At 71.7% G+C, this 21,774-nt stretch carries 18 protein-coding genes and 1 pseudogene; 4 read left to right on the top strand and 15 right to left on the bottom strand.

Annotation, left to right across the window (positions count from 1 at the left end; translation table 11 throughout):
* Positions 1-82: 82 nt before the first annotated feature.
* From cobA to ACWD3E_RS21845, 8 genes and pseudogenes are all read right to left on the bottom strand, one after another.
* Positions 83-1,315, bottom strand: a complete 1,233-nt coding sequence (gene cobA / locus ACWD3E_RS21880) for a uroporphyrinogen-III C-methyltransferase (RefSeq protein ID WP_451389207.1) — start codon at positions 1,313-1,315, stop codon at positions 83-85.
* Positions 1,316-1,469: 154 nt separating this feature from the next.
* Positions 1,470-5,432 carry a nicotinate-nucleotide--dimethylbenzimidazole phosphoribosyltransferase gene (gene cobT / locus ACWD3E_RS21875; protein ID WP_451389206.1) on the bottom strand — a complete coding sequence of 1,321 codons (3,963 nt, stop codon included), beginning with the start codon at positions 5,430-5,432 and terminating at the stop codon, positions 1,470-1,472.
* Between the two features lie 347 nt (positions 5,433-5,779).
* Complete coding sequence (gene cbiE, locus ACWD3E_RS21870) at positions 5,780-6,997, bottom strand: precorrin-6y C5,15-methyltransferase (decarboxylating) subunit CbiE (protein ID WP_451389205.1); 1,218 nt, start codon at positions 6,995-6,997, stop codon at positions 5,780-5,782.
* Positions 6,998-7,116: 119 nt separating this feature from the next.
* On the bottom strand, positions 7,117-7,755 hold the full coding sequence (locus tag ACWD3E_RS21865; protein ID WP_451389204.1) for a GNAT family N-acetyltransferase: 639 nt from the start codon (positions 7,753-7,755) through the stop codon (positions 7,117-7,119).
* A gap of 143 nt (positions 7,756-7,898) precedes the next feature.
* Complete coding sequence (locus tag ACWD3E_RS21860; RefSeq protein ID WP_451389203.1) at positions 7,899-8,732, bottom strand: MetQ/NlpA family ABC transporter substrate-binding protein; 834 nt, start codon at positions 8,730-8,732, stop codon at positions 7,899-7,901.
* A 67-nt stretch (positions 8,733-8,799) separates the two neighbouring features.
* Complete coding sequence (locus ACWD3E_RS21855; RefSeq protein ID WP_451389375.1) at positions 8,800-9,522, bottom strand: methionine ABC transporter permease; 723 nt, start codon at positions 9,520-9,522, stop codon at positions 8,800-8,802.
* Positions 9,523-9,542: 20 nt separating this feature from the next.
* Complete coding sequence (locus ACWD3E_RS21850) at positions 9,543-10,577, bottom strand: methionine ABC transporter ATP-binding protein (RefSeq protein ID WP_451389202.1); 1,035 nt, start codon at positions 10,575-10,577, stop codon at positions 9,543-9,545.
* A 351-nt stretch (positions 10,578-10,928) separates the two neighbouring features.
* Positions 10,929-11,027: pseudogene (locus ACWD3E_RS21845) on the bottom strand (HAD family hydrolase); the annotation flags it as partial.
* Between the two features lie 76 nt (positions 11,028-11,103).
* Here ACWD3E_RS21845 and ACWD3E_RS21840 point away from each other — a divergent pair.
* Both ACWD3E_RS21840 and ACWD3E_RS21835 read left to right on the top strand, forming a co-directional pair.
* Positions 11,104-11,463 (top strand): hypothetical protein, encoded by a 360-nt coding sequence (locus ACWD3E_RS21840; protein WP_451389201.1) that lies wholly within the window; start codon positions 11,104-11,106, stop codon positions 11,461-11,463.
* Position 11,464: 1 nt separating this feature from the next.
* Entirely contained in the window at positions 11,465-11,884 is a 420-nt protein-coding gene (locus ACWD3E_RS21835; RefSeq protein ID WP_451389200.1) for a hypothetical protein, read from the top strand.
* On the opposite strand, the gene ACWD3E_RS21830 is transcribed toward ACWD3E_RS21835, so the two are convergent.
* The 3 genes from ACWD3E_RS21830 to ACWD3E_RS21820 form a co-directional block, all read right to left on the bottom strand.
* Entirely contained in the window at positions 11,874-12,371 is a 498-nt protein-coding gene (locus ACWD3E_RS21830) for a GNAT family N-acetyltransferase (protein WP_451389374.1), read from the bottom strand. The genes ACWD3E_RS21835 and ACWD3E_RS21830 overlap by 11 nt on opposite strands.
* Positions 12,372-12,416: 45 nt before the next feature.
* On the bottom strand, positions 12,417-12,923 hold the full coding sequence (locus tag ACWD3E_RS21825; RefSeq protein WP_451389199.1) for an RNA polymerase sigma factor: 507 nt from the start codon (positions 12,921-12,923) through the stop codon (positions 12,417-12,419).
* A gap of 144 nt (positions 12,924-13,067) precedes the next feature.
* The gene (locus ACWD3E_RS21820) at positions 13,068-14,243 is read right to left on the bottom strand and encodes a glycerophosphodiester phosphodiesterase (protein ID WP_451389198.1); all 1,176 of its coding nucleotides are present in this window, start codon (positions 14,241-14,243) and stop codon (positions 13,068-13,070) included.
* 352 nt (positions 14,244-14,595) lie between these two features.
* On the opposite strand from ACWD3E_RS21820, the gene ACWD3E_RS21815 reads away from it, so the two are divergent.
* Both ACWD3E_RS21815 and ACWD3E_RS21810 read left to right on the top strand, forming a co-directional pair.
* Positions 14,596-15,267, top strand: coding sequence for a lysophospholipid acyltransferase family protein (locus ACWD3E_RS21815; RefSeq protein WP_451389373.1), 672 nt, complete (start codon positions 14,596-14,598; stop codon positions 15,265-15,267).
* Positions 15,268-15,434: 167 nt separating this feature from the next.
* Entirely contained in the window at positions 15,435-17,102 is a 1,668-nt protein-coding gene (locus ACWD3E_RS21810; RefSeq protein WP_451389197.1) for a multicopper oxidase family protein, read from the top strand.
* 19 nt (positions 17,103-17,121) lie between these two features.
* Here ACWD3E_RS21810 and ACWD3E_RS21805 read toward each other — a convergent pair whose 3' ends face one another.
* The 4 genes from ACWD3E_RS21805 to argH all read right to left on the bottom strand — a co-directional run bounded on the left by ACWD3E_RS21805 (position 17,122) and on the right by argH (position 21,774).
* Complete coding sequence (locus tag ACWD3E_RS21805) at positions 17,122-18,645, bottom strand: MFS transporter (protein ID WP_451389196.1); 1,524 nt, start codon at positions 18,643-18,645, stop codon at positions 17,122-17,124.
* Positions 18,642-19,193, bottom strand: coding sequence for a TetR/AcrR family transcriptional regulator (locus tag ACWD3E_RS21800; protein WP_451389195.1), 552 nt, complete (start codon positions 19,191-19,193; stop codon positions 18,642-18,644). Before ACWD3E_RS21800 ends, ACWD3E_RS21805 begins: the two co-directional genes overlap by 4 nt.
* An 84-nt stretch (positions 19,194-19,277) precedes the next feature.
* A complete protein-coding gene (locus tag ACWD3E_RS21795) occupies positions 19,278-20,249 on the bottom strand; it encodes an aldo/keto reductase (RefSeq protein WP_451389194.1) in 972 nt (323 codons plus the stop codon).
* 97 nt (positions 20,250-20,346) lie between these two features.
* Positions 20,347-21,774: an argininosuccinate lyase gene (gene argH / locus ACWD3E_RS21790; RefSeq protein WP_451389193.1), complete on the bottom strand. Its 1,428-nt coding sequence runs from the start codon at positions 21,772-21,774 to the stop codon at positions 20,347-20,349.

The following is a 21,774-nucleotide window of genomic DNA, read 5'->3' as shown; positions in this document are numbered from 1 at the left end:
ATACTGCCTTGTCCTGGGTGTGGTGCCAACGGCTGGGTAGGGGTGCGTTACCCCGGGTTACGTGTGATCAAGCCACACGTGCTCAAGACAGGGATGCCGGACCGACACCGACGACCTCGCCGATCACGATGACCGCCGGGGGCTTCACGTCCTCGGCCTTCACGGTCTCCGCCACGGTGGCGAGGGTCGCGTCCACCCGGCGCTGCGCGGCCGTCGTGCCCTCCTGGACCAGGGCGACCGGGGTCTCGGGGGACTTGCCGTGCGCGACGAGCGTCTCGGCGATCTTCCCGATCTTGTCGACGCCCATCAGGATCACGAGCGTGCCTGTGAGCTTGGCCAGCGACGGCCAGTCGACCAGGGAGCGCTCGTCGTCGGGGGCCACATGGCCGCTGACCACGGTGAACTCGTGGGCGACACCGCGGTGGGTGACCGGGATGCCGGCCGCGCCGGGCACCGAGATCGAGCTGGAGATGCCGGGGACGACCGTGCACGGGATACCGGCCTCGGCAAGCGCCTGGACCTCCTCCATGCCCCGGCCGAAGACGAACGGGTCGCCGCCCTTGAGCCGGACGACGGACTTGCCCTGCCTGGCGTGCTCGATCAGCGCGTTGTTGATGGCCTCCTGGGCCATGAACCGGCCGTACGGGATCTTCGCCGCGTCGATCACCTCGACGTGCGGCGGGAGTTCGGCGAGCAGGTCGCGCGGGCCGAGCCGGTCGGCGATGACGACGTCGGCCTCGGCGAGCAGCCGCCGCCCGCGCACGGTGATCAGGTCCGGGTCGCCGGGGCCGCCGCCGACCAGGGCCACGCCGGGCGTGCGGGTGCGGTGGTGCGGGGCGACGAGGGTACCGTCGCGCAGCCCCTCCACGACCGCGTCCCGGATCGCGGCGGTGTGCCGCGGGTCCCGGCCACGCGCCTTTGTGGTCAGCACGGCAACGGTGACGCCCTCGCTGTGGCCGGTGGCAGGGGTCCAGGCCGTCGCCAGGTCTGCGTCGTCGGAGCGCACGCACCAGACGCGGTGCCGCTCGGCCTCGGCGGAGGCGGCGGTGTTGGCCTCGGGGTCGCTGGTGGCGATGAGGGCGTACCAGGCGTCGGCGAGGTCGCCGTCCGCGTACGGGCGCCTGATCCACGTGATCTCGCCCGAGTCCGCCATGGCCTCGACCGAGGGCGTCGCCTCCGGAGACACGAGGACGACGTCCGCACCGGCCGCGATGAGCGCCGGAAGGCGGCGCTGGGCGACTTGGCCACCGCCGAGGACGACCACACGGCGGCCGGAGAGACGGAGACCTACGGGGTACGCGGGGTGTTCGGCCATGAGGGACGGCTCCTCGTGCAGGGCGGTGCGGTGGGCGCGCTGCGGCGTCGGAGCGGCCCTGACGTGCGGATTTTAGCTGTGGGCAGGGCTCGGGGCACGGGGTGGTCCGGCTGCTGGAACGCCGGACCACCCTCTCCTGTGCCTGCTGTGCCCGCTACTTCTCGGTGACTCCGGCCGAGTCGAACGTGGCCACCTCGTGCATGGCCCGTGCCGTGCTCTGCACCAGCGGCAGCGCGAGCAGCGCGCCCGTGCCCTCGCCGAGGCGCAGGTCGAGGTCGACCAGCGGGCGCAGGCCCAGCTTGTTCAGCGCGGCCACGTGGCCCGGCTCGGCGCTGCGGTGGCCCGCGATGCAGGCCGCCAGCACCTCGGGGGCAATGGCGCGGGCGACGAGGGCGGCGGCACCGGCGCTGACGCCGTCCAGGATCACCGGCGTGCGCAGCGAGGCACCGCCGAGCAACAGACCGACGATCGCCGCGTGTTCGAAGCCGCCGATCGCCGCGAGGACGCCGAGCGGGTCGGCCGGGTCCGGCTGGTGCAGCTCCAGGGCGCGGCGGACGACCTCGGTCTTGCGGGCCAGCGTCTCGTCGTTGATGCCGGTGCCCCGGCCGGTGACCTCCGCCGGGTCGGCGCCGGTGAAGACGGAGATCAGCGCGGCGGACGCCGTGGTGTTGGCGATGCCCATCTCGCCGGTGAGGAGCGCCTTGTTGCCGGCCGCGACGAGGTCGCGGGCGGTCTCGATGCCCACCTCGATGGCGGCCTTGGCCTCCTCGCGGGTCATCGCCGGGCCGGTGGTCATGTCGGACGTACCGCCGCGGATCTTGCGCGGCAGCAGGCCCGGCGTGGCCGGCAGGTCGGCGGCGACACCGACGTCGACGACGCACACCTCGGCGCCGACCTGGCCCGCGAAGGCGTTGCAGACCGCGCCCCCGCCGAGGAAGTTGGCCACCATCTGGGCGGTGACCTCCTGCGGCCAGGGGGTGACGCCCTGGGCGTGCACGCCGTGGTCGCCGGCGAAGATCGCGACGGCGGCGGGCTCCGGGATCGGCGGCGGGCACTGCCGGGAGAGCCCGGACAGCTGGGCGGAGATGATCTCCAGCATGCCCAGCGCACCGGCCGGCTTGGTCATGCGCTTCTGGCGCTCCCAGGCCTCGCCGAGCGCCTTGGCGTCGAGCGGGCGGATCTGCGCGACGGTCTCGGCAAGCAGGTCGTGGGGTTCCTCTCCGGGCAGGGCGCGGCGGCCGTATGTCTCCTCGTGCACCACCCAGGACAGCGGGCGGCGCTTGGACCAGCCGGCCTGCATCAGCTCGGGCTCGTCCGGGAACTCGTCGACGTACCCGACGCACAGGTAGGCGACGACCTCCAGGTGCTCGGGCAGGCCGAGCGTGCGGACCATCTCCCGCTCGTCGAAGAAGCTGACCCAGCCGACGCCGAGGCCTTCGGCGCGGGCGGCGAGCCAGAGGTTCTCCACCGCGAGCGCCGAGGAGTAGGGCGCCATCTGCGGCTGGGTGTGGCGGCCGAGGGTGTGCCGGCCGCCGCGGGTGGGGTCGGCGGTGACGACGATGTTCACCGGGGTGTCGAGGATGGCCTCGATCTTCAGTTCCTTGAACTGCTTCGCCCGGCCCTTCGGCAGCGACTTGGCGTACGCCTCGCGCTGACGCATCGCCAGTTCGTGCATGGTCCGGCGGGTCTCCGCGGACCGGATGACGACGAAGTCCCAGGGCTGCGAGTGGCCCACGGAGGGCGCCGTGTGGGCCGCCTCCAGGACGCGCAGCAGCACGTCGTGCGGGATCGGGTCGCTGCGGAAGCCGTTGCGGATGTCGCGCCGTTCGCGCATCACCTTCAGGACGGCCTCGCGCTCGGCGTCGGCGTAGGCGGGGGCGGCCGGTCCGGTGGACTGTCGTACGTCTTCCACGGCGGCCGTGCCCTCCTCCTGGTCGGCGGCCCTGGTCTCCAGGTCCTCCGCGTGCTGTACGACTTCGGGCGCGGGCCCGTCGGTGGCCTCGGCCTCGGCCTCGCGGGGCGCCGGGACCACGGCCACCGGCTCCTGCGGCTCCTGCGGCTCCGCCGTGGGCAGCACGATGGGCTGCGGCGGGGTCGGGGCCAGGTGCGGCGCGGTCGGCACCTGCCCGGTCACCGGCACGAACTGCCCGAGCGGCTGCTCGGGGTGCGGTTGCGCCGGGATGCCGGAGGGCAGGGGCTCCGGGGTTTCGGCGGGGGCCGGGGCGGGCTGCTCCGGGGCCTCGGGGTGCGCGGCGGGCACGGCTGCCTCCGCTACGGCGGCGGGCGCGGGTGCCGGCACAGGCTCGGGGGCGGGCGGTACGGGCGTCGCATCGCCGGGAGTTGCCGCGAGGGGCTGGAGCTGCGGGCCGGCGGGGACCGCGACGGCTTCGGGTGCGGGTGCGGGTGCCTGCGGCTGGGGCTGGGGCTGGGGCTGGGGCTGCTGGGGCGCGTCCGCCGGGGCCTCGGCCTGAGCACCGGCAGCGGCACCGGCTTCGGCGAGCTGCGGGCCCTGGGCCTGGAGGAGGGCCGGGCCGGGGACCTCGGCGGGCGCGGGCACGGCGTCCTGGGCCTGGGCCGGAGCGGCCGGGGCCTGGGCGGGCTGCTCCTCGGGGGCCTTGACGGGCTCGGCGGCGACGGGGGTCTGCGCCTCGGGCTGGGCCGGAGCTGCGGGAACGGCGGCTCCGGCAACGTCCTGTACGGCACCCGCGTCGGCGGCGGCCACGGGCTGGACGGCAATGGCCTCGCCGGCACCCGCCGGAGCCTGCGCTGCCGGCGCGGCCTCGGCGACCTGCGTGCCCTCGGCCCGCTGGACGGCCTCCACCGGTTGAGCGCCCTCGACCGGCAGCGCACCTTCGCTCACCTGGACGACCTCGGACGGCTGAACGGGCTCGGGCTGCTGAGCAGGCTCGGGCTGCTGAGCAGGCTCGGACGCCTGCGGGACCTGCGCGACCGGACCGGCCTCCGCGCTCTGCGCGACGTCCGCGGCCTGCGCCGCTTCCGGTACGGTCCCGAGCGCGATGGCCTGCCCCGCCGTCTCCTGAACGCCCTGGCCTTCCTGGACCTCTTGAGCCTGCGCGGCTTGCTGCACCACCTGGACCGGCTGGACTTCCTGAACGGCAGCGGCCTCTTCCACAGGCTCCGCCACAGCTTCCGCAGGCTCCGCCACAGCCACGGGTGCCTCCGGCGCGGGCACCGGCTCACCGTTCACCGGCTGACCGGCGACCGCCTCCGCGGCCTGCGCGGGCTCGGCGACCACTGGGACCTCGGCGGCGGGCGGCACGGCTTCGGCCACCGGCAGCGTCTCCGCCACGGGAGCCACCGGAACCTCGGCCACGGCCTCCGCCGGAACCTGAGCCGCGTACACCCCGTCGTGACCGTGGGCGGGCTGCATCCCGTCGTGGGCGTGTACGACCTGGTCCTGACCCGCCGGGGCCTGGCTGCCCTCGACCTGCACGGGTGCCGCAGCCTGGTTCGCGAGGCGGGCCACGGCGGCCTGGGCGGCGCCGGACGGGTCGGCCACGGGCTCCCCGGAGGGGGCCGCGGCAGGGGCGGCCTCTTCCGCGGCAGGGGCCTGGACGGTACCCCAAGGGGCCGCGTTCTGCGGGGCCATGTCGCGCAGCGGCTGCGCGTCGAGGTATTCGGGACCGGCCGGCGGCGGACCGGGCTGCCGTACCGGCGCTCCCGCGGGGCCGCGGTCGGCGAGGGAGCGGACCGGGCTGGCGGAGGCGTCGGGGATCGGCGGGCCGAGGTGCAGGGGTCTGCGCGCGGCCTGCTGGGCCGCCGCGGGGTCGTGCGGCGCGGCGAGGACGGGGGAGGGCGGCACGGGCCCCGCAGCCGGGTTCGGGATGCGGACGCCGCCGAGGTCGACGGAGCCGGTGTCCCGGCCGGCCGTCTCGTGCGGGCCCGGCTCGTGCACGGCTTCAAGGACCGGTTCCGGGGCAGGCGGCGGCACTTCGTTGCCCCAGGCGCCCTGGGCGCCCGGCAGCAACAGGTCTTCGTCCTCGGCTGGCGCTTCGGAGAGGTAGGTGTACGCGCCGTGCGCGGGGACGCCCGGCTGTTCCACCATGCCTGCGCTCTCCGGCTGCCCCTCGCCCGGGACCTGGCCGGTGTCGGTCATGCGTACCCCTCGCCCATCGGTTAGTGCTTCTAGGACCAGCTCACCCGGGAACGGCGCACCGACCGCCCCGTAGTGAAGAACGAGCGTGCGTGCCCAGCGGCACGAACGAGCCGCCGGAAAAGGCGACAAAGCCATTCAGTGGCATTGTCCCGGCCGTTCCGCCGTCGCGACAGCATGATCCGCGACAGCCCGCTGTGGACTGCGCCACGTTGCGCGTCCTCGGGTTTTCGCCGTATCACACCCACCCCAAAAGGGGCACGTTTTCCGGACATTGGCGAACGAATTTCCGGGCCACCCGGTGCGGTACAACGATCGGCCAGCCTACCGCGCGCAGTACGACAACAGGATCACGGGGCGCGTTCCGGTAGGACCGCACTGAGCAGGAACGCCACGTTCCGTTCGGTCTCCGTCCAGGTCCGGGTGTCGAGTTCGACGGACTGGAGCAGGGCGCACTCGACCTGGTATCCGTGCTCGGTCAGGTCGCGGCCCACTAGTTCGGCGGCGTCCCGGGTCGCGGCGTGCGTGACGATGCGCTGCGGGCGGCGGTCGGCGACCGCGGAGACGACGGCCGCTCCCCCGCCTCCCACCCGCACGACGTCCGGTTCGGGCAGGTTTTCGAGGACGTGCGGGGCGGTGCCGTGGACGACCTGGAGCTGGACGCCGAAGCGGCGAACGGAGGCTGTGGTGCGGGCGCAGGCGTCGGCGTCGCGGTCGACGGCGATGACGGCGGCTCCGGCGCGCGCGGCCTCGGTGGCGAACGCGCCGCCGCCGCAGCCGATGTCCCAGACGAGGTCGCCGACCCGGGGCCCGAGGCGGGCGAGTTGGGCGGCGCGGAGCAGTTCCGTCTCGCCCTCGCCGAGGACGCCGTACGTCTCGTCGGGCTGGACCCAGCCGCGCGGGCCGGTGCCCGGGTCGCGTCCGGCGATCCAGCCGCCGCCCTCCGCCGGGACACCTGGTCCCGCGGGGCCGCCGATGACGATGACGACGTTCGGGTCGCGCCAGGAGTGATCGGCGGCGTTGTCGGAGGTGACGACGGTGACCTGTTCGCGTTCGGTGCCCAGTTCCTCGCAGATCACGAAGGTCCGGTGGACCCCGTCGAGCAGCAGTCCGAGTTCGGCGGGGCCGGCGCCCGGTGCGGTGAGGACGGCGACCTTGGCGTGGGCGCGGCACACGTTCACGGCCCGGCGCAGGGTGCGCGGGTGGGCGACGACCACCTGGGCGTCGTCCCAGGGCATGCCGGCGCGGGCGAAGGCGGCGGCGACGGAGGAGACGGCGGGGACGACCTCGATCTCCAGGCCGAACTCCGGCGCGCGCAGGGTGCGTACGACACCGAAGAAGCCGGGGTCGCCGTCGGCGAACACCACGGCGGTGCCGCGGTGGGCGGCGATACGACGGGCGGCGAGCGCGACGCTGCCGAGGCGGACGCGTTCTGCGGCGGGCGGGACCTCGGGCAGTGCCAGGTGGTGGGCCGCGCCCGCCACCAGCGTGGCGGCGCCGAGGGCGGCGCGGGCCGCCTCGGTCAGGGGCGAGCCGTCCCAGCCGATCACCGTGACCCGGTCGGCCATCGTCGTCAGTCTCCAGGTTTTCGCAGGTCGTCAGGGGTATGAGGCCCGGGGGCCGGCTTCGTGAGCGTACCTGGTGGAGCTGCCGGCCGCGCGGCTGGGCCGGGCCGTGGCGGCGCGCCTCAGTTCCAGTCGGAGTAGGCGGTGAACCCTCCGGTGTCGGCGAGCTGCCCCTCGGCGCCCTCCAGGTCCTCCGGGAGGAGGCTCCACACGATGTAGTCGGTGCGCACGTCGGTCCAGGTACCGTCCTCGGCCCGGACGTGCACTATGCAGGCGTTGCGCAGCACGCCCTCACTGATGCAGCCGATCTTCTGGGCGACCTGCTGGGAGGCGGTGTTGTCGGCGGCGGTGCGCAGCTCGATGCGCTCGAACTTCTGGTCGCCGAAGAGCCATTGGGCCGTGGCGAGCGCGGCCTCGGAGGCGTAGCCCTCGCCGCGGGCCCAGGGGGCGACGATGTACGACAGCTCGGTGGACCGGACGTGCCAGTTGGTCTTGGCGAGCTGGACGATGCCGACCAGGCGCTGGGTGAGGAACTCGGTGACCGCGAGGTCGAGGCCGCGGCCCCTGGTGCGCTCGGCGGGGGCGTACTCGGTGACCCAGCCCCGGGCGGCGTCCTCGGAGTAGGGCTGCGGGACGTCGGTCCAGGCCCCGACCTGCTCGTCGTTCATCATCTCGGCCAGAGCGGGCACGTCGTCCTCGTCGAGGGGACGCAGCACCAACCGCTCCGTGCTGATGGAGATGTTGGGGAAGGTGCTAGTCATGCGCCACTCCGTAACCTTCGGAAAATCCGTGAGAGACCGTCAGGCCCCGCTGAACTGCCCAGCATGCAGCATGAAACCACCGAACCGCACAACGGGGTCCACACCCGGTGAGGGAGGGGACCCCGCTGGGGGGAGCGGCCGGCTCAGAAGGACGCGATGACCGAACCCTGGTACTTGTCCTCGATGAACTTCTTGACCTCGGGCGAGGTGAGGAGCTTCGCGAGCTTCTTCACGCGCGGGTCCTTCTCGTTGCCCTTCTTGACCGCGAGGAAGTTGCCGTACGGGTTGTTCTTCGCGGACTCCAGGACGAGGGCCTCCTTGGCGGGCTTGAGGCCGGCGGAGATGGCGTAGTTGCCGTTGACCACGGCCGCGTCCACGTCGTCCAGGGAGCGCGGGGTCTGGGCCGCCTCGACCTCCTTGAACTTGAGGTTCTTGGGGTTCTTGGCGATGTCCTGCGGGGTCGCCTCGGTGCCGGCGCCGGCCTTGAGGGTGATGAGCCCGTTGTCGGCGAGCAGCTTCAGGGCGCGGGCCTCGTTGACGGCGTCGTTCGGGACGGCGATGGTCGCACCGCTCTTGAGGGCGTCGGCCTTCTTCACCTTGTGGGAGTAGAGGCCGAGCGGCTCCAGGTGCACCGTGACGACGGGCACGATGTGGGTGCCGCGCTTCTGGTTGAAGTCGTCGAGGTACGGCTGGTTCTGGAAGTAGTTGGCGTCCACCGAGCCGTCCTCGGTCGCCGTGTTCGGCACGATGTAGTCCTGGAACTCCTTGACCTCCAGGTCGAGACCGGCCTTCTTCGCCAGGTGGTCCTTGACGAAGTTCAGGATCTCGGCGTGCGGGGTGGGGCTCGCGGCGACGACCAGCGGGCCGCTGTAGTCGGCGGAGGAAGAGGAGTCCTTGCCCGAGCCGCAGGCGGTGAGCCCGGCGGTGAGGGCTCCGGCGGCGAGGACAGCGGCGGTGATCTTGGCGGTGTTACGCACGAAAAGTGCCTTTCCTTAAGGGTGGTGCAACCCCGTCCTGGGTATACGGGGAGTTCTGGGGTGGCGCTTACGCGACCTTGTCGACCTCGGACGCGGTCGGCTCCTCGGTCTTCAGCAGCCGCAGCTTCGGCGCGGGGCCGGAGCGTCCGCCCCGGTGGTGCAGCGAGCGGGCCGCGAAGTCGCCGGCGAACTGGATGACCGAGATGACGACGGCGAGGATCGCCACGGTGATCCACATCAGCTGCGTCTCGAAGCGCTGGTAGCCGTAGCGGATGGCGATGTCGCCGAGGCCGCCGGCGCCGACCGTGCCGGCCATGGCGGAGTAGCCGATGAGGGCGACGATCGTGGTCGTGGTGCTGGAGATGAGGGACGGCAGGGACTCCGGTACGAGCACCTTCCGTACGACGGTCCAGGTGTTGCCGCCCATCGACTGCACGGCCTCGACGAGCCCGCCGTCCACTTCACGCACAGCCGTCTCGACCAGGCGGGCGAAGAACGGGATCGCGCCGATGGCGAGCGGCACGATGGCGGCCTCGCGGCCGATGGTCGTCCCGGTGATCGAGCGGGTGAAGCCCATCAGCGCGACCATCAGGATGATGAACGGCATCGAGCGGGCGACGTTCACGATCTGCCCGATCACCTTGTTGGCGACGAGGTTCTGCAGCAGTCCGCCCCGGTCCGTGAGGACGAGCAGGATGCCGAGCGGAAGCCCGCCGACGACGGCGATGAAGGTGGACCAGCCGACCATGTAGAGCGTGTCCCAACACGCCTGGGAAAGCAGGGGCTGCATCTCAGACCAATCGGTCCCGGTCACTTGGCACCATCCTTCACCAGCAGAGCCTCCTGGCCCACTACGTCGATCTGCAGGCCCTGTTCGCGCAGGAACCCGATCGGCACCACGTTCTCCTCGTAGCGGCCGGGCAGTTCGATGCGCATGCGGCCGACCTGGAGGCCGCCGACGGTGTCGATGGCGGCGCCGAGGATCGAGATGTCGATGTTGTAGGTGCGCGACAGCTGGGAGATGACCGGCTGGGTCGCGGCCTCGCCGTGGAAGGTGACGTCGACGACGGTCCGGTCGGTGCCGGAGGCCTCGCCGCCCACCGGGAACAGCGCGGCGGCCAGCTCGGAGCCGGGGGTGGCCAGCAGCTCGCTGACGGTGCCGGACTCGACGATGCGGCCCTTCTCCATGAGCGCGGCCGAGTCGCAGATGCTCTTGACGACGTCCATCTCGTGCGTGATGAGCAGGACGGTCAGGCCCAGCTGCCGGTTCAGGTCGCGCAGCAGCTGGAGGATGGAGCGGGTGGTCTCCGGGTCGAGGGCGCTGGTGGCCTCGTCGGACAGCAGCACCTTGGGGTCGCCGGCGAGGGCGCGGGCGATGCCGACGCGCTGCTTCTGGCCGCCGGAGAGCTGGGCCGGGTAGGCCCTGGCCTTGTCGGCCAGGCCTACCAGGTCGAGGAGTTCGAGCGCCTTGCGGGAGCGTTCCTTTCCGGACTTGCCGAGGATCTCGAGCGGCAGCTCGATGTTGTCCTGGACCGTCCGGGAGGACAGCAGGTTGAAGTGCTGGAAGACCATGCCGATCCGGCTGCGGGCCTGGCGCAGTTCCTTGCCGGCCCGGGGGCCGCGCCCGGCGAGGGCGGTGAGGTCCTGTCCGGCGACGGTCACCGTCCCGGATGTCGGACGCTCCAGCAGGTTGACGCAGCGGATGAGCGAGGACTTGCCGGCGCCGGACTGGCCGATGACGCCGTAGACCTCGCCTTCGCGGACGTGAAGGTCGACGCCGTCGAGGGCGGTGACCTCTCGGCCGCGAGAGCGGTAGACCTTGGTGAGGCCCGATGTGGTGATCACTGGATTTCCGTCACTGTCGAGTGCGCGGGCGTGGGTGTGCCCGGACACGGGTGCATGCGGTCAGGCATGGAAAGAGGTCTGTGCGTCTCGTACGGCCCTACGGCGTACGGACATGCCACGGCTCTCGCTTCGGGGCGCGAGGCTCAGGTGATGCGGGGGCCCTCTAGAAGGCGCACATTCGGCGCATCGTGCGACACATACAACGAGCACCGGGCGTCATGGTCGCCTCGGTCGCAAGGGTGCGGTTGCTCGTCGTGCTCATGCGATCAGTAAACCAGACGTACGGTGCTGACAGGCCGCCACTGTCCGCATACTGGACAGCCGTGGACACCCCTCGGCCGCCGCTCGGCCCCGGACGGCGAACTCCACGCCCGCGTCGGTGACCAGTGCGGACAAGGCCGACAGGCCCCTGACCACCGGGTCGGCATCCAGCTCCTCGGCCCGATGGCTGTGGCCAACGCCACGGGACGGAGTCGGGGGCGGGGTCGGCAGCGGCCGGTCGCTTCGGCCGTAATAAAGTCTCGGCATGCTTTATGCCCTGACGCTGGCGACCGGGGTCGCCGCGCTGCTCCTCGCCGCCTGGTGCGGCTGGGCCGCCTATCGCGACCAGCCGACCAAGGACTGGCACTTCATCGGCATGGCCGTGGTCTGGCTGCTCTCCCTGGTCCAGCTGGTGACCGGGATCGTGCAGCTCGCGCGGGGCGAGAAGCCGGAGCAGGGTACGACGATCTACGTGGCGTATCTGGTGGGGGCGTTCGCGTGCATGCCGGCGGCGGGACTCATGTCGCTGAGCGAGCGCACGAAATGGGGTTCGGTGACGGCGGCTGCGGGCGCTGTCGTGCTGGCCGTCCTCGAAGTGCGGCTGTACGACATCTGGGGAGGCTGAGATGACGTCGGTGGAGGAGAAGCCGGGCCGGCTGATCGGCGGGCCGGGACTGCTGCTCGTCTGGTTCTACGGCGTGATGGTGGTGGGCGCGGTGTCGCGTTCCGCCTACCAGATCGCGACGGACTTCGACCGGGCGCCGCTGGCGTACTCGCTGTCGGCGGTGGCGGGCGTGGTGTACGGGTTCATCACCTACACGCTGGTCCGCGGCGGGGAGACGGCCCGCAGGGCGGCACTGGTGTGCTGTGCCGCCGAACTCGCGGGTGTGCTGATCGTCGGTACCTGGACCCTGATCGAGCCGTCGGCCTTCCCGGACGCGACCGTGTGGTCGGACTACGGCATGGGCTACATCTTCATTCCGGTGCTGCTGCCGCTGTCGGCGATCTACTGGCTGCGCAAGGCGCAAAACGCCGTCACGCCGTAGTCGCGTACGCCCCGGCCGGCTTCTCCAGCACGATCAGCTCGACGCCGTCGGCGCCCTTGGTCCGGCCCACCGCCTCGTAGCCCACCCGGCGGTACAGGCGCAGGTTGCCCTCGCTGCGGTAACCGGTGTGGAGGCGGAACCGGGTGGCGCCGCGCTGCTCGGCCAGCGCCGTCTCGGCCGCGCGCAGCAGCCTCGCGCCGATGCCGTGGCCCTGCAGGCGCGGGTGGACGCACAGCCGGGCGATGTCCGCCGAGCCGTTCTCGTCGGCCTTGCCGCGCACCGAGCCGACGACCTCCTCGCCGAGCCGGGCGACGATGACGCAGTCGGCGGCGACCTCCTGGCGGACCGAGTCGAGACTCTGGACGAGCGGGTCGATGCGGTAGTTGCCGTACAGCGCCGCCTCGCTCTGGAAGCACAGGTACTGAAGCTTGAAGATCTGCTCCGCATCCTGCTCGGTCGCCACCGAGATGGTCACGCTCATGCCCATGTGCGCATGCCTCCCGCTCACCTGATCACCTGTCGTCCCTCACTCCTATCCCCGCGCTTCGAGAGCCGCAACCTCCGGTGTGAGCAATCGCCGCAGACAACCGAGACATCTGGAACGTTCCGGTCCGAGGCTGCCCTGTGAGATACCCAACTCCCCCGCGATCTCCCGGTATGTCAGGTCCTTCGGGGACAGCAGTGCCTCCAGGAGCCGCGGGCAACGGCCGGGCAGACGGCGGACCGCCTCCCGCAGGGCGCGGTGCCGGGCGGCGGTGATGACGGACTGTTCGGGGCCGGGCCGGGTGTCGTCGGGCGGCTCGAAGCCGTACGGCCGTTCGCGGCGGGTGGTACGGCGGCTGCGGCGCGCCTCGGCGCGGACGGCCTTGCGCAGCCAGCCCTGCGGATCCAGCGGCGGCCGGTCCGCCGCGAGCCGCTCCAGCAGCCGGAGCCAGACGGCCTGCTCCAGGTCGCCCGGCTCGCCTCCGGAGGCATATGCCTCGGCGGAGGCCTCGGCGGTGAGCAGCGGGCTCAGGGTGGCTACCAAGTCGTGCGTCATATGCGGAACGACGAACCGCCCCGGCGGCAGGTTGCCGGGGCGGCTCGTAGTCACCCCGAACGGGGTGCGGTTCGGCTCCGCCGTTGACGCGGCGGGCCGGGCTCAGTGGACCAGACTGAGCGTTTCAGGCTGAGCGGTCGGGGCTCAGCCGGCCTGGAAGTCGGCGCGGGCGAGCACACCGGTGTCGGCGTTGTCGGTGAAGACGCCGTCGATGCCGGTCGCGAAGTACGTCTTGAAGGCACCGAAGGGGTCACCGTAGGCGTCCGCCGCGGTGCCCTTGCGGTACTCCGCCGGCAGGAAGGGGTTCTCGTTGCGCATGGTGTACGGGTGCAGGACCAGGCCCACCTTGTGCGCGTCGGTGACCAGCGTGGTCGGCCGGCCCAGGGTGCCGTCGGCGTTCTTGGGGATGACCAGGTCCAGCGTGGGGCCGATGCCCTGCGCGTAGCCGGCTATCTCGCGCAGGCCCGCGGGCGTGATCAGGTCGGCCACCGTGCGCGGGTCGCCCGCCTCGACGAAGTCGTAGGGGCGGCTGGTCGCCGAGGAGAGCAGGACGACGAGCGGGTTGTCGACCAGCTGGTTCAGCTTCTGGATGCTGCTCGGCTCGAAGGACTGCAGGATGACCGGCGAGTACCGGCTGTCCTTGCCGTACTTGCGCAGCAGCTTCGCCACCCGCTCCTCCAGGCCGAGGCCCAGCTTGCGGAAGTAGGTGGGGTGCTTGGTCTCGGGGTAGATCCAGACCTGCTTGCCGCGCTTGCGGGTCTGCTCGTCCTGCCACTGCAGGACCTCTTCGAAGGTCGGTATCTCCCAGCGGCCGTTGTAGAGCGTGTTGTGCGGCCGGTTGGCCGGGATGCGCTCGACGGCACGGAGGGTCTTCAGCTCGGCGAGCGTGAAGTCCTCGGTGAACCAGCCGGTGACGGACACGCCGTCGACGACCTTGGTGGTCTTGCGGTCGGCGAACTCGGGGTGGGCGGCGACGTCGGTGGTGCCGCCGATCTCCGGCTCGTGCCGGCACACCAGATGCCCGTCCTTGGTGGGCACCAGGTCACCGGCCTCCACGACGTCGGCGCCGAGGTCGAGGGCGAGGTTGTACGAGCCGAAGGTGTGCTCGGGGCGGTAGCCGCTGGCGCCCCGGTGGCCGATGATCGTCGGCACCGGCAGGCTCTTGAGCCCGCGGCCGGCGTAACCGGTCGTCGAGGCCTCGGCCGCCCGGGCCGCGCCGGGCAGCCCGAGGACCGCTCCGCCCGCGCCGAGCACCGCGGCGCCGAGAAGCGCCCGCCGTCCGGTTCCCTGCGTCTGTCCGTTCCTCTGGTCGCTGTCCATGAGCGCCCCTCCTGCCGTCCGCGTCTTCCTGCCGTCCGCGTCTTCCGTGCGGGCCGATCTCGTGAGTTCTCGTCAGTGCTGGGCGATCGTAGGGGTGTCCACATGACGGACGGGGGACCTCGGTTCGAACACCGGGGTGACGTCGGCTGTCGGATGGGAGAGGGCGATGTCCGTCACATCGCCGCCCGCGCGTTCCGCGGGGCCACCGACGCGCCACCGCAGGTAAACCCGTGTCAACAGTGCGTAAGACCTCGGTGAACCGGGCGCTCCCGATGTGCGTTACCCGCGAAGCCGCGAGTAATGTCCTCACCTGCACAGACTCATAACGCTCACCTTGACGTCGGAGGACCCGTTGTCCCGCTTCGCGCTCATCAAGGCAGTGCTCGGACCGATCATGCGTCTGATGTTCCGCCCACAGGTGGAGGGCGCGGAGCACATCCCGGGGGACGGGCCGGTCATTCTGGCCGGTAATCACCTGACGTTCATCGACTCGATCGTGCTGCCGATCGTGACGAAGCGGCAGGTCTTCTTCATCGGCAAGGACGAGTACGTCACCGGCAAGGGCATCAAGGGCCGCCTGATGGCGTGGTTCTTCACCGGCGTCGGCATGATCCCGGTGGACCGGGACGGCGCCAGCGGCGGCGTCGCCGCGCTGATGACCGGCCGGCGGATCCTGGAGGAGGGCAAGATCTTCGGGATCTACCCGGAGGGCACCCGCTCGCCCGACGGCCGCCTGTACCGGGGGCGCACGGGTATCGCGCGGCTGACGCTGATGACGGGCGCGCCGGTGGTGCCGTTCGCGATGATCGGCACGGACAAGCTGCAGCCGGGAGGCCGGGGCATCCCGCGCCCGGGCCGGGTGACCGTCCGCTTCGGCACGGCCATGGAGTTCTCCCGCTACGAGGGGATGGACCGGGACCGTTACGTGCTCCGGGCCGTGACCGACTCGGTGATGGCCGAGGTCATGCGGCTGTCCGGGCAGGAGTACGTGGACATGTACGCCACGAAGGCGAAGGCCGCGTAAGCCCTTCGGTACCTGCCGAGTACCTGCCGAGTACCTTCCGAGTACCTTCCGGCGGACCGGCGCGGTGGCTCGCGCCCCTCCGCCCGCCGAAGGAATCTCCCCCCGATACATCCGGCATTCGGCCGTATTAACCGGCCATATGAGCACACATCATGTCTTATTCAGACATGCAGAAAGCTTCCCGCCGTACCGTGCTCCGTGCTCCGTTCGCCGCCGCCGGCGCGGGGCTCCTGGGTGCCTGCTCCGGTTCCGGCGCAGGCACCGGTTCCCGTTCCGGCACAGGCACCGGCTCCGAGCCCCGCTCGGGCTCCGGACGCTCGGGCATCGAGAAGGAGTTCGTCCCGCAGGGGCCCGCGGGATACGTGAATCCGTCGGATCCGGAGGTCCGTGCCGCCGAGCGCAAACGCGGGCCCGGCCCCCTGCGCACGGTCAGGTTCACGGCTGCCGAGTCCATGCTGGACCTGGGCGGGCGGTCCGTCCGGACCTGGGCCTACAACGAGACTCTGCCGGGCCCGCTGGTGCGCGTCACCGCCGGTGACGTGCTCAGCCTCACCCTCGCCAACCGGCTGCCCACCAAGACCACCCTGCACTCCCACGGGGTGCGCCTGCGCTGCGACATGGACGGCGCGCCGGACCTGACCCAGCTGGCCATCCCCCCGGGGTCGGACTTCGACTACCGCTTCAAGGTCCCCCATCCGGGAACGTACCTGTTGCACTCGCACCAGGGCCTCCAGGCCGACCGTGCCCTGTATGCGACGCTGATCGTCGACGACCCCAAGGAGCCCCTCCACTACGACAAGGAATGGATCGTCGTCCTGGACGACTGGCTCGACGGCGTGGACGGCTCCACCCCCGACCAGGTGTTCGCCGAGCTCATGCCCGGCTCGTCCGGGAAGACGGGCGGCATGGCGATGGGCCCCGGACACGGCGGCCGGCGTGCCGGCGGATCGGCGGGCATGCGCCCCTCGCCGTCCCCCAGGAAGTCGGCGAGCCCCTCCCGGATCCTGCACCACTCGCACAGCAAGATGCTCCACTCGGAGGCCGGCAGCGTCGCCTACCCCTACTACCTGGCCAACGGGCGCCTGCCCGGCAACCCCTCGGTGTTCCGCTGCCGTCCCGGCGAGCGCGTCCGGCTGCGCATCATCAACGCCGGTTCCGAAACGGCGTTCCGGGTCGCGCTGGGCGACCACAGGATGACCGTCACGCACACCGACGGCTATCCCGTGCAGCACAAGAAGACCGACGCCCTGCTCATCGGCATGGCCGAGCGGTACGACGTCCTGATCACCGCCCGGGACGGCGTCTTCCCCCTGGTCGCCGAGCCCGAGGGCAAGCCCGGCAGGGCCGCCGTCGCCGTCCTGCGCACCGACAAGGGCAATCGTCTTCCCGCCCTCGACGCCCGCCCGGACGAGCTCGACGGGAAGTGCGTCCCCGCGCGCCGTCTCGTTCCGGACGACGCCGTGGCCTTCGACGACGACCACCCCGACCGCGAGCTGCGCATCCGGGTCACCGGCAACATGCACAAGTACAACTGGGGGTTCGACCACCGGCCCTACGACGTGCGGCAGCGGCACCCCGTCCGGTTCGGTGAGCGGGTACGGCTCACCCTCATCAACGCGACCGACATGTGGCACCCGCTGCACCTGCACGGGCACACCTTCGCGCTGACCGGTCTGGATGCGGTGGGCGCGCGCAAGGACACCGCGATCGTGCTGCCGCACCGGAAGCTGGTGGTCGACTTCTACGCCGACAATCCCGGGTTGTGGATGCTGCACTGTCACAACCAGTACCACTCGGAGGGCGGGATGATGACGATCCTCGGGTACAAGAAGTGAGGTCCGGGGCGGTTCGCCCCTACCCGGCGTTCTCCAGTTTCTGCCCCCTCAGCAGGAACCAGGCTGACGCCGCCGTCGCCAGCAGGACTGCCGCTCCCGCGCCGGAGGCCAGGTGCAGGCCGTGGACGAAGGAGTCCCGTGCCGCTTCGAGCATGGCCTGCGCCGAATGCGCCGGCATGTTCCTCGACGCTTCCACCGCCGCCCCCAGTGACTCATGGGCCTGTGCCGGGGTTCCGGCCGGGCCCGTGAAGTCGCGGTAGACGCCCGTCACGATCGAGCCGAGCAGGGCGATGCCCAGGGCCGCGCCCAGTTCGTAGGCCGTTTCGGAGACGGCGGAGGCGGCGCCTGCCTGGTCCTTGGGGACCGTGGAGAGGATGACGTCCGCGGTGACCGTGAACGAGAAGCCCGCGCCGACGCCGACGACCAGGAGGGCGGCGCCGAGCACCGGGTAGCCCGTGGACACGCCCAGGGTCGTGAGCGCGGCCAGGGCCAGGCCCACCGCCGCCAGGCCGCCCGAGACCACCACCCGCACCGAGTAGCGGCGGGCGGCCCGGCCCGCGACCAGGCCGGCCGCCACCGCGCCGACGGCGGCGGGCAGTTCGGCCAGGCCTGCCTCGAACGGGCGCCTTCCCTGGACGAGTTGCAGGTACTGGGAGAGGAAGAACACCAGGCCGGACATGCCGAGGACGGTCAGCAGGTCGGCGAGGACCGCTCCGCTGAAGCCGCGGCGCCGGAACAGCCGCATGTCCAGCAGCGGGGTCGGCAGGGTGAGCTGGCGGTGGACGAAGCCGTAGAGGGCGGCTGCGCCCAGCAGGCCGGCGACCACCGTGGCCCAGGTGAAGCCGTGGGTCGCGGCCTCCTTGACCGCGTACACGATGCCGATCATGCCGACGAGCGACAGCACGACGCCTGCCAGGTCCCAGGGGCCGGGGTTCGGGTTGCGGGACTCGGGCAGGGTGCGGATGCCGACGAGCACCAGGACCGCCATCACCGGCAGGTTGATCAGGAAGACCGAGCCCCACCAGAAGTGTTCGAGGAGGAAGCCGCCCGCTATCGGGCCGACGGCCGTACCGGCGGAGGCGGTCGCGCCCCAGATGCCGACGGCGAGGCTGCGCTCGCGCGGGTCGTGGAAGAGGTTGCGGATCAGGGCGAGGGTGGCGGGCATCAGGGTCGCGCCCGCGACACCGAGCAACGCCCGCGCCAGGATCATGAGTTCGGGTGTCGTCGCGTAGGCGTTCAGGACGGATATCGCGCCGAACGCCGTGGCACCGACGAGCAGGATGCGCTTGCGGCCGATGCGGTCGCCGAGGCTGCCCATGGAGACGAGCAGACCGGCGATGACGAAGGAGTAGACGTCGCCGATCCACAGGAGCTGGGTGCCGGAGGGGTTGAGGTCTTCGGTGATGTAGGGGGTCGCCAGGCCGAGGACGGTGGCGTCGACGGCCACCAGCAGCACGGCCAGGACGAGGACGGAGAGCGCGAGCCAGCGGCCCGGACGCTTCTCCGCCGCCGCTGTGCCGGCCGGCTGCAAGGTGCTGGTCATGGTTCCTCTCTTCGTAGCGCGCCGCCGAGCAGCAGCTCGGCGACCATCGTGGGGAAGTCCCGGGAGGCCACACGGCCGTCCAGGGTGGCCCAGGCGCAGGAGGCGATCAGTCCGTACAGCGCCTCGGTGAGCCAGACGGGAGTGAGGTCGATCCGCAGCTCGCCGCTCTGCTGACCGCGCTGGAAGACCCCGCTGATGCGGGCGTCCAGCTGCTGCCAGCTTTCGTTCTGGAGGTCGCCCTCCCACAACTGGCTCTCGCCGTACAGGAAGGCGAGCAGCCCGGCGGAGGGCTCGATCTCGCGCACCATCCTGCGTACGGCCTCAGCTGCGGGCCCTTCGTCCAGCCGGGCCCGGTCCAGCGCCGCGTCGCACTCCGCGATGCCGAGCTCCTCCAGGGCCCGTACGAGCGCGAAGCGCCCGGCGAAGTGGCGGTGCAGCGTGGCCCGGCTGATCCCGGCGGCCTTGGCGACCTCGTCCATGGTCGCGGTGGACTTGCGGGTCAGCAGGGCGGCTGCGCTGCGCAGCACGTGGTCACGATCCAGGGCCATGAGACAAGACTAGCCCATGTGAGACACATCTGTCTCACCATGGGCATGCGTGACTCATCGATGCTGGTCAGCGGGCAGGGCCCGTCAGTGCCAGGGCAGCCGGCCCCGCTGCTCCCAGTAGGCGCGCGGGTCCTCCACCAGGGTGGCCAGCCGGGTCAGCTGGTCCTCGTCCAGGTCGACCACGGGGGCGTGCAGGTTGGAGGCGAGCTGGGTGACCGTCGCGGCGCCGGACAGGACTACCCCGGCCCAGGGCTGGCGCAGGATCAGGCCGAGGGCCACGGCGTCACACCCGAGGAAGTTCTCGTCGGCCACGGTCTTCAGCAGGTCCGGCGCATGCGGCTCGGCCAGCCGGCCGTTCGCCATGCCCTCCTTGACGATCACCGTGAGACCGGCGTCGTGCGCCTCGGCGAGCGCGGGACCGGCCGAGGTCTCCAGCGCGTTGTACGTCGACTGGACCGTACGGAAGAGGGGCTCGCCGTCGACGGTCACGGCGAGGGCGGCGCGGATCGTGTCGGCCTGCTCGGGGCCGCTGGTGGAGAAGCCGATGGTCAGACCGCCGGCGGCAGCCTCCGCCAGCATCGCGTGGAGGTCCTTGTCGGTGAGGGCCGGGCTGTCCGGGGTCATCGAGTGGATCTGGTAGAGGTCGAGCCGGTCTCCTAGCAGGGCGTCGGTCTCGGCGCGCTGCCGCTCGTAGGTGGCAACGCTGTGGTCCTTGACCTCGTGCTGTTCGGCGTCGGTGGACCAGCCGGCGGTGTAGGTGTAGCCCCACTTGCTGCCGACGACGACGTCGTCGACCTCGGGGTGGGCGTTCAGCCAGCCGGCGAGGAACTCCTCCGAACGGCCGTAGGAGCGGGCGACGTCGTAGTAGCGCACGCCCTGGGCGTAGGCGGCGTCGAGGAGTTCGTGGGTGCGCTCGCGCAGGGCCTCGACGCTGCGGTCGTCTCCGAGGTCCTCCTCGCGGCCCAGGTTGATGTAGCCGGGACGGCCGACGGCGGCGAGCCCCAGGCCGATGTGGCAGGTGGGAGTCGTGGCTGAGGCCAGTCGGGCGAAGGGCATCGCGGGCTCCGTTCGGTCGGCTCCTTGGGGCTCCTGACCAACGTAACCCGCGATGCCCCTACGACACCGGACCTGCTGCTTCTACGACTCCGGACCGCTACTTCCTGGCGTCGGCCCACCCGTGCTGTGCCGCCACGTCCGCCTTGACCTCGGCGAGCTGGACGGCGACCGCGCTCGGTGCCGTGCCGCCGCGGCCGTTGCGGGAGGCGAGGGCGCCGGGGACGTTGAGGACCGTGCGGACCTCCGGAGTGAGATGCGCGGAGATCTTCGCGAACTGCTCGTCCGTGAGGTCGTCCAGCTCCTTGCCCTCGGCCTCGGCGACCTTCACGCACTCCCCCGCGACCTCGTGAGCCACCCGGAACGGCACGCCCTGCCTGACCAGCCACTCGGCGATGTCGGTGGCGAGCGAGAAGCCGGCCGGGGCCAGCTCCTCCATGCGCTCGCGGTTGACCGTGAGCGTGGCGATCATGCCGGTGAAGGCGGGGAGCAGCACCTCCAGCTGGTCGCAGGAGTCGAAGACCGGCTCCTTGTCCTCCTGGAGGTCGCGGTTGTAGGCGAGCGGCAGGGCCTTCAGGGTCGCCATCAGGCCCGTCAGGTTGCCGATCAGCCGGCCGGACTTGCCGCGCGCCAGCTCCGCGATGTCCGGGTTCTTCTTCTGCGGCATGATCGACGAACCCGTGGAGAACGCGTCGTGCAGGGTGACGAAGGAGAACTCCTTCGTGTTCCAGATGATGATCTCCTCGGCGATCCGGGAGAGGTTGACCCCGATCATCGCGGTGATGAAGGCGAACTCGGCGACGAAGTCACGGGAGGCGGTGCCGTCGATGGAGTTGCCCACACTGCCGTGCTCGAAGCCGAGGTCCTCGGCGACGGCCTCCGGGTCGAGGCCGAGGGAGGAGCCCGCGAGGGCGCCGGAGCCGTACGGCGACACGGCCGTCCGCTCGTCCCACTGGCGCAGCCGCTCGGCGTCCCGGGACAGGGACTGGACGTGGGCGAGGACGTGGTGGGCGAAGAGCACCGGCTGGGCGTGCTGGAGGTGGGTGCGGCCGGGCATCGCCACGTCCGGGTGGGCCTCGGCGAGGCCGATCAGGGCGTCCTGGAGGTCGGCGATCAGGCCGCCGATCGTACGGGCGTGGTCCCTGAGGTACATCCGGAAGAGGGTCGCGACCTGGTCGTTGCGCGAGCGGCCGGCGCGCAGCTTGCCGCCGAGGTCGGGACCGAGGCGCTCCAGCAGGCCGCGCTCCAGGGCGGTGTGGACGTCCTCGTCGGCGATGGTGCCCACGAAGGAGCCGTCCGCGACGTCCGCTTCCAGCTGGTCGAGCCCCGCGAGCATCCGGGTCAGCTCGTCCTCGGTGAGCAGGCCCGCCTTGTGCAGCACGCGCGCGTGGGCACGCGAACCGGCGAGGTCGTACGGCGCGAGCCGCCAGTCGAAGTGGACGGACGCGGACAGCTTCGCCAGGGCCTCGGCGGGACCGTCGGCGAAACGGCCGCCCCAGAGCCGTACGTCACCGCTGTTGCTGCTCAC

This window comes from Streptomyces sp. NPDC002676 (genome assembly GCF_053592455.1).
Note: the sequence above shows the minus strand (reverse complement) of the source record. Positions and strands in the feature narration are given on the sequence as shown.